The following is an 8,379-nucleotide window of genomic DNA, read 5'->3' as shown; positions in this document are numbered from 1 at the left end:
ACACCAAACCTTTCTATCAAATCGAGACCTCTCGCACTATGAACGGATGTAAATCCGTGATTTTCTAAGATTTGTTGTCCTTCTTGGGACCGTGTAAATTCAATATAATCGGCAGCTAGTGCACGATCTTGTACATATTTCATTGTATTAATGGTGAAAGTAAGTGGTGCAGGCGGCACAAATTGTGGTGGTATAGAGAAGTATTCAATACGATCCTTGAATCGATCATGAGTAGTAAGACGTTTTTCAATAATGGATACATCTGCTTTACCTTCTACAAGGTCACACATCATGGAGATTACACAAGCATTTTCGGCTATCATGTTTTTCATAATGCCATCGGTTAAGCCTGACAGTTTCATAATCCCTTTTACAGAGGCACTACCAGGAGGTGAGGCACCTAATGGCAACATAACGCGTACACCAGGCTCTGCCATATCCTTCAAATCCCTAATTCCTGCTGGATTTCCCTTAGGTGTAACGATGACATAATCCGTAAAACATAATGGTTCAAAAGCCATGCTTACGCCCTTTTTACGCATATTCTTTGCCAACTCTAAACCGCGAGCACCAAAGACTTCGGTACGACTCTTTTCTGCAAGCAACGATTTACCAATAGCACCTGCAAAGGCACCAGTGTACTGAATATTGTGCCCTGTGTGCATCGTATAGACTTGGTTTAAATCGAGAAATGCTTCAGATAATCCTCCACAAGTCCATACTTGCAATGAATCAGACTGTGTTGGCTTATAGGCACCGCGTATAAACGACGGCACCGCTGATGCGGCTGCTAACGCTAAAGCACCACCAATAAACTGGCGACGGGATATATCCTTTTTCAAAAATCCCATGTACTTACCACCTTTCACTGAACTTTACAGTACTAAGCATATACTCACATTATAGTATAAAAACCATAAGCTTTTCTGATTATATGCATAAGTTTGATTAATTCGATTATACAGATTAGTCATATAGGCTCTATTTTTAAAGGCATTATTATAAATTTTAATCATATATTTCTACATCTATTATATTGAATATTTATTAAATTCAGTAAATATAATAATCCCTGAGAATCAAAGGAATATAAAAAAGGATTATGTGCCAAACGCATAATCCCTATCCATAAAAGCAAAAAGGCGGCACAACCAAATGGTTGTACCGCCTTGATTCATCAATTATTCAGCAGTGAATGGCAATAAAGCGATTGCACGTGCACGTTTGATAGATGTAGTCAATTTGCGTTGATGTTTTGCGCAAGTACCGGAAATACGACGAGGTAAGATTTTGCCGCGTTCAGTCGTGAAACGACGAAGTTTAGCAACATCTTTATAGTCGATTTGATCGATATGGTCTGCACAGAAAACGCATACTTTTCTTCTTGGCTTTCTGCCTCTATCTCTTCTCATTGCGAATCCTCCTTTTCGAATTAGTAGGAGTCCCTGACACTAGAACGGGATGTTTTCGTCATCGCCGCCTGTACTGAAACTATCAAAATTGGACCCACCTTCGAAAGAATTAGTATTCATATCAAGGGATTGGCCCACAAAGTTCGCTACCACTTCAGTAACGTAACGTTTTTGACCGTCCTGAGTCTCGTAAGAACGAGTTTGCAAACGACCTTCTACAAAGCAACGACTGCCTTTACGAAGATTGCCTGCCGCTTCACCAAGTTTACCCCAAGCAACGCAGTTGATGAAAGCAGTTTGTTCTTTCGTCTCATTTGTTGTGGAATCAATATAGGTGTTAGTTGCAGCTACTGTGAAAGTTGCTACAGCACGACCAGTTTTGGTATAGCGTACTTCAGGATCACGAGCTAAATTACCTAGAATTTGTACAGAGTTCATGTTTTCCTCCAGGCTTTAATTATGCTTCGTGTTTTACAATTAGATGTCTTAGGACTTCATCGTTGATTTTCAATACACGATCGATTTCTTTGATTTCAGCAGGTGCTGCTTCAAAGTTAATCAATACATAGAAACCGTCAGTGAATTTCTTCACAGCGTAAGCAAGACGACGCTTGCCCCAACGATCTACCTTTTCTACTGTGCCGCCTACACGAGCAATTAAAGCTTCTACTTTTTCAATAACAGCGTTAGTTGCTTCCTCTTCAGCTGGTTTCACAATAAACATGACTTCGTATTTGTTCATACAAAATCACCTCCTCTTTCGGACTAATGCCCCTATCGACACATAGGGGTAGGAAGTGCTTACCATCAATAAGCCTTACTATTATAACCTAAAAAAAGAATGAAAGCAAGGGCTCAAATTTAAGCCCTTGCTTTCACCAATATTATATACGATTATATTTTTCATCTTCAGGAAAAGCGATAATGGCGCAGATAATAACAAATAATGTAATGACCCCCATCATAGGATCTGCCGAGTCATTTGGCAAGAAGGTAAGCATCAACGATGATACAATACCACTACCATATTGCATAGCCCCTAATAATGCTGCCCCAGAGCCAGCCATCCTGCCAGCTCTATCTAATGCTAAAGCATTTGTTACAGCTGCAATGATGCCGTTCATAGAGAAGAATAAAAAACAACCAATAACGATTAACCACAGTGAATGGTAGCCTAAGACAATCAATCCCATTACAACAGATACACAAATAGCAGCAAATAATGTGGCATATCGCAATAATCTATCGAGACGTATAGCACTTACAATACGTCGATTGATTGCGCTTAGTAACATAACACCAATAATATTAATAGAAAAGAGATAACCAAAGTACTCTTTTGGTACCTCATAGACATCAATATATACATAAGGCGAACCTGTTAAAAATGCATAGATAGCAATATAAAAGGAGCTGACACATAGGGTATATTTCATAAAGCCTTTATTACGCAATAAAATCCAATAATTATTATAGGTATGACCTATAGACTTTTTACTACGCTTCTCTACAGGATGTGTTTCAGGAATGACTAATACGGCAACGAGCATCAAAATACCGATAGCAACTAATAACCAAAAGATTGAATGCCAAGTATACCACACGAGTAGATGTCCTGCCAACATCGGCCCTGCTATAGGTGCTATGGCCATAACAATAGCTAAGGTAGATAACATTTTAGCAGCTTCAGTCCGACCATATAAGTCACGAATCATAGCCCGTGATAACATAGGACCTACGCAAGCACCAAATGCTTGGAACACGCGCCAAGCCAGCAATTCCATCATGGATGAACTCAATGCACACCCCACAGAACCAATAATAAATAAAACTACCCCCATAATCAGTGGCTTCTTACGTCCAATTTTATCGCTAACGGCGCCCCAGAAAAGTTGGGCTAGCGCAAAACCTATTAAGAAACCAGTCAACGTTAGCTCCGCATCACCATTAAGATCTCGCCCCATCTCTGGCATGGCAGGCAAATAAATATCCGTCGACAACGACGTAAACGCCATCAAAGCACTTAATATAGAAGTAAAAAGCCATCCTTTATTGCTAATCGTCAGCATAAAGACACCACTTTCATATAAAATCGCACGATAATATGTATTTATTAAGATTATATCAAAAACAAAGTTAATCCTATATAGTTTTGATATTTTTCAATAAAAAAGCGTAGTAAAATACTACGCAAAAATTGGTATATAACAAAATGTCAATTCTATTTTTCCTAAAATTACATTGATATACTAATGCTAAGAGTCATCACGTGAGTTAGGCTCATCACCGAAAGGTGGTGATACTATGAGCAAATTCGAAAAGTACTACTTAATTCTTTTTGTAATTTCCATAGCAATATCACTCTTTGCACTATTCAAATAGTATAAAGACAAAAGCCTAACGCAACAGAGTATTCAAAATACTCGCACGCTAGGCAATAATAAGAAAACATTTATAAGATGAGCCTAACGCAACCACACGTTGATGGCTCTCTTTTTATATATTATACAACATAAATAGAATTTCTTAAAGGAATTATATGATAAATGGCTCTTTATCATTAACGACATAAACATTTCTATTAGGCAGTATTCTCTCTAGTTTTTCAGGGATATCAGTATGAACCGGAATAACAATATCAGGACCAACCATTTCTATGAACTGAACTAAATCGTCCTTTGAGACATGACCACTGGCATGACATATATAAGATGAATATGTATCTAACAATTCTTTCAATGCTAAATTCTCCTCAATATATCCTGTCCACATGGAATATATAATACGTACATCATCTTTAGGGAACTCTTTAATTTTAGAAATAAAGTTTTCTGTCCCTCTTACTAAGGATACAAATCCATGTTCCATATAGTATTTAGGATACCTTCCTTTATCAATAACTAATGGGCTATCATGTCTACGATACAAAGAACTTTCATAATATACATTATTTATGACAGTATCTAATATCTTTTTCTGATAAGCATCACAAATTAAAACTTTATCAGTTGGCATATTCTGCCAAATCCCCATAATACGATCAATATTCGTAGATGAACACATAACAAATACATATTTCCCATCTTGAATATATGAAGAAATATCATCTAATACGGCTACTTCAGATATATGATCATCAGCATCTCTAGATAATAAAGTACCTTCTGTAATTAATACATCAATCTCACCTATATATGTATTAACTAATTTTTCTAATACATGATGTCGCAACCCATGCATCCGGAAATCACCTGTATATAAGACACGTTTACCTTCTGCTTCAATGACAAACATATAACTATCCGCAGCACTATGATCGATAACTAAAGGTCTGATACGTATATCACCAATAGAAAAGACATCTCCGCCCCGAAATGTATTAGCACCTAATAAGCGCAAGTATAAACCTCTATCTTGATACTCAGCACCTATTAGCGCGATTTCCTTACTTAATTCACCCATATATAATGGAATTTCTGATAGTGCAGAGGTTAGTTGGCCTAAATGATCCATATGATAATGAGAAATCACAATACCGTCACAATCCGGCATCCCTTTTGTAACGCCGTCTATATCTAAATTTATAGGTATGTACTTTTCATCTAAACTTAATTCGCTACCAAAGTCCAATATAATACGAGTAGTTGCTGTACTAATTTCTATGGCACTACCACCAATCTGATGTGTGCCACGATGAACAACAATATTCATATTCAACCTTTACTTAGAAATGGTAAGCAATGTTTCTGCTCGATATAAACGATCTAAATTTTCTGACCAATTATCTACTTTATTTTTATAAGGCGCTTTACTTACTTTTTGAGCTTGTAATACAACAAATCGAATTTGTTTCAATTTAGACTCTTGTTTTAATATTGCCTCACATAAAGCTCGTAATTCTTTTCTTTTACTTAGGTTTATTAATTCCTGACACTCTTTATACTGTTGTGACACAACAGTTTTAGATGGATAGTTATTAGGATCATCAGGTTCATTTGAAACGATACGAAGCATCAAATTTGTTTTATCTCCACCATCTTCTTTTATACAAGACTTTTCGTCAAACAAAACAACTAACTCGGCTTCATTTGTATGTTTATATTCAGATAATTTCTTTAAGTTATTTATACCCTCGTGAGCAACATCAACCTTAATCTGTTTTAAATCAAGCAACTTATAATATGTATAAGCTTCTAAAATACAGCGTAGTAAAGTTTCCTCACTGCCAGAAGGCCGATACTTTAATTCAATGACAGAATAACATTCGTCATCAGTGTTATAGCCTAATAAATCTATTTTTCCATAAGAATCATTTCGTGTTTCCTTTAATGGTGTTTGATAATCAAAAATATAGCCTAATCCATCAACCTTACGTTGATAAAACAACAATTTCGCTAAAATTTCCTCTTTACGATTTGTGTCTTGCAGCTTTTTCATATCTACGATTCCAGAAGGAGAATGATCTGTATCAAAATGATTCGTTCGTACTGGCTCTAATTCTTTCCACATCTTTAAAAGATTTTTTGATAAAAGAGTACTTGAAATAACTTCACTATAGTGATTCTTATCCGCTTGCCCCTTTCCCTTGACATAGCCTTTGTAATTTACAATAGGAGCCTTATAAAAGTTTGCTGCAAATCTTTTTATATCCCCATCGCTATCTTTTTGTTTTACTTTTTTTATATTAACAGTATCTTCTGTTGTATCGCTCTTATGTTTCCCAAAAAAGGTTTCAAACTCATCAATTTTATATTTTCGATTAATACCTTTACAAATAAATTCATATACCTCTTCAGGCTTTAACATTATAAACGCCTCCCTTAATAGCAATTTACCTCACTGCACATAACTACTAAAACTACCCCATATCATACACAATAGATCAATGTATTATTATAAATTCATTATATCAATCGTCTTTTTATGAGTAAATAATGAAAAATCAAATTCTATGCAGATACTATCTTCCTATATTTTTACTTTAATACAATCAACGAGTAATAAATTCCTCATATTATAGTCTTTTATATTAAAAATATGTACACTATTTAGATTAAGAAAAAATTCTATAGAAAATCCTTGCGTCATTATTCTATATAATTTACTATATATAGAGAAATCTGATTATAAAAAGGAGTCATCATGGCTAATATTAATGAAAACTATTTAAACCTACAAGGTTCTTATTTATTTGCGAATATCGCTAAAAAGGTTGCAGATTATCAAGCAGCTCATCCAGATGCAGATATCATTCGTCTTGGTATCGGCGATGTTACATTACCACTAGTTCCAGCAATTATCGACGCTATGAGCAAAGCAGTTCAAGAAATGGGTAAAGCTGAAACGTTCCGCGGTTATGGTCCTGAACAAGGTTATGACTTCTTACGTCAAGCTATTGTTGATGGCGACTACAAACCATTAGGTGTAGACATTGCGATTGACGAAGTATTCGTTTCCGATGGTGCAAAATCTGATGTTGGTAACATCCAAGAATTATTCAGCGAAGATAACATCATCGCTATTACTGATCCAGTGTACCCAGTATACTTAGACTCTAACGTTATGGGCGGTCGTACTGGCGAAGCAGTAGATGGTATCTTCCAAAAGGTTGTATACCTCCCTACTTACGCAGAAAACAACTTCTCTCCAGAATTCCCTTCTGAACGTGTAGATATCGTATATCTTTGCTCCCCTAACAATCCAACTGGTACTGTTTTGAGCCGTGCTCGTTTAGCAGAATGGATCAAATGGTGTAAAGATAATGATGCAATTTTGATGTTCGACTCTGCTTATGAAGCTTTCATCAGCACAGAAGACACTGTAAAATCCATCTACGAAATCGAAGGCGCTCGTGAAGTAGCTATCGAGTTCCGTTCCTTCTCCAAAACTGCAGGTTTCACTGGTACTCGTTGTGCTTACGCAGTTGTACCTAAAGAAGTGACTGGTAAAACTAAATCCGGCGAACGCCAAGCACTAAACCCTATGTGGAACCGTCGCCAATGCACTAAATTCAATGGTGTTCCTTACATCATCCAACGCGGTGCTGAAGCAGTATACACAAAAGAAGGCCGCGAACAAACTCGCGCTAACATTGCATACTACAAAGAAAACGCTCGTATTATCAAAGAAGGTCTTGAATCTATCGGCCTTACTGTATACGGCGGCGTTGACGCTCCATACATTTGGCTAAAAACTCCTGGTAATATGACTAGCTGGGAATTATTCGACATCTTGCTCGAACAAGTTCAAATCGTATCTACACCAGGCTCTGGCTTTGGTCCTCACGGCGAAGGCTACCTTCGTTTAACAGCTTTCGGTAGCCGTGAAAATACAATTCGCGCCGTTGAAAGAATTAAAACATTAAAATTCTAATAGGATAATTGCCATACGGTTTACCCGATATAGCACCAATCCCTATAGAGACAAAAAGACCGATTGCCCCTCTATAATAAGAGGTCAATCGGTCTTTTATATCTCTCATCAATTAATTCTATAGAAAAATATCAAATACCCTACTTTTGTGCTATAATAAAAATGTTAATAATTAAATTTCTCGATTTATATAGGAGGCTAATATGAGCAAAATTCGTATTGGTATCGTTGGCTACGGCAACTTAGGTCGTGGCGTTGAAGCATCCGTAAAATTACAACCTGATATGGAGCTTGTTGGTGTATTCTCTCGCCGTAAAGGCTTAGAAACAGTTTCTGGTGTTCCTACATATACTATGGAAGATCTACCAAACTTCAAAGGTAAAATCGATGTTATGGTTCTTTGCGGTGGTTCTGCAACAGACCTTATCGAACAAACTCCAATGGTAACTAAATACTTCAACTGTATCGATTCCTTCGATACACATGCACGTATTCCTGAGCATTTTGCTAATGTAGACAAAGTAGCTAAAGAAGCTAAAACTGCTACATTGATTTCTTGCGGTTGGGACCCAGGCATGTTCTCTTTACAACGTGT

Annotated in this window: 8 protein-coding genes and 1 pseudogene; 2 read left to right on the top strand and 7 right to left on the bottom strand. The window is 36.6% G+C overall.

The features are described 5' to 3' along the window. The 7 genes from QZ055_RS06640 to QZ055_RS06610 all read right to left on the bottom strand — a co-directional run. Positions 1–851: substrate-binding domain-containing protein (locus tag QZ055_RS06640; protein WP_295825469.1), on the bottom strand; the 851-nt coding region annotated here is incomplete at its 3' end. 330 nt (positions 852–1,181) lie between these two features. Next, complete coding sequence (gene rpsR / locus QZ055_RS06635; RefSeq protein ID WP_004693795.1) at positions 1,182–1,412, bottom strand: 30S ribosomal protein S18; 231 nt, start codon at positions 1,410–1,412, stop codon at positions 1,182–1,184. 39 nt (positions 1,413–1,451) lie between these two features. Continuing rightward, complete coding sequence (ssb, locus tag QZ055_RS06630) at positions 1,452–1,850, bottom strand: single-stranded DNA-binding protein (protein WP_004693797.1); 399 nt, start codon at positions 1,848–1,850, stop codon at positions 1,452–1,454. Positions 1,851–1,869: 19 nt separating this feature from the next. Further along, on the bottom strand, positions 1,870–2,154 hold the full coding sequence (gene rpsF, locus QZ055_RS06625; protein WP_004693799.1) for a 30S ribosomal protein S6: 285 nt from the start codon (positions 2,152–2,154) through the stop codon (positions 1,870–1,872). Positions 2,155–2,296: 142 nt separating this feature from the next. Next, positions 2,297–3,481: a multidrug effflux MFS transporter gene (locus QZ055_RS06620; protein WP_295825466.1), complete on the bottom strand. Its 1,185-nt coding sequence runs from the start codon at positions 3,479–3,481 to the stop codon at positions 2,297–2,299. Positions 3,482–3,947: 466 nt separating this feature from the next. After that, positions 3,948–5,123, bottom strand: coding sequence for an MBL fold metallo-hydrolase (locus QZ055_RS06615; protein WP_295825463.1), 1,176 nt, complete (start codon positions 5,121–5,123; stop codon positions 3,948–3,950). Positions 5,124–5,132: 9 nt separating this feature from the next. Beyond that, on the bottom strand, positions 5,133–6,218 hold the full coding sequence (locus QZ055_RS06610; protein ID WP_295825460.1) for a hypothetical protein: 1,086 nt from the start codon (positions 6,216–6,218) through the stop codon (positions 5,133–5,135). A 336-nt stretch (positions 6,219–6,554) separates the two neighbouring features. On the opposite strand from QZ055_RS06610, the gene QZ055_RS06605 reads away from it, so the two are divergent. After that, positions 6,555–7,784 (top strand): LL-diaminopimelate aminotransferase, encoded by a 1,230-nt coding sequence (locus QZ055_RS06605; protein WP_005387804.1) that lies wholly within the window; start codon positions 6,555–6,557, stop codon positions 7,782–7,784. 203 nt (positions 7,785–7,987) lie between these two features. Next, positions 7,988–8,379 (top strand): annotated as a pseudogene (locus QZ055_RS06600) (diaminopimelate dehydrogenase); the annotation flags it as partial.

Origin of the sequence: uncultured Veillonella sp. (genome assembly GCF_905209685.1) — a bacterium.
GTDB lineage: Bacteria > Bacillota > Negativicutes > Veillonellales > Veillonellaceae > Veillonella.
This window is presented reverse-complemented; position numbering and strand designations above follow the sequence as displayed.

Bases quoted from the DNA above. Each gene is read 5' to 3' on its own strand.
- rpsR (WP_004693795.1), bottom strand. From the start codon at position 1,412: ATGAGAAGAGATAGAGGCAGAAAGCCAAGAAGAAAAGTATGCGTTTTC.
- ssb (WP_004693797.1), bottom strand. From the start codon at position 1,850: ATGAACTCTGTACAAATTCTAGGTAATTTAGCTCGTGATCCTGAAGTA.
- rpsF (WP_004693799.1), bottom strand. From the start codon at position 2,154: ATGAACAAATACGAAGTCATGTTTATTGTGAAACCAGCTGAAGAGGAA.
- QZ055_RS06620 (WP_295825466.1), bottom strand. From the start codon at position 3,481: ATGCTGACGATTAGCAATAAAGGATGGCTTTTTACTTCTATATTAAGT.
- QZ055_RS06615 (WP_295825463.1), bottom strand. From the start codon at position 5,123: ATGAATATTGTTGTTCATCGTGGCACACATCAGATTGGTGGTAGTGCC.
- QZ055_RS06610 (WP_295825460.1), bottom strand. From the start codon at position 6,218: ATGTTAAAGCCTGAAGAGGTATATGAATTTATTTGTAAAGGTATTAAT.
- QZ055_RS06605 (WP_005387804.1), top strand. From the start codon at position 6,555: ATGGCTAATATTAATGAAAACTATTTAAACCTACAAGGTTCTTATTTA.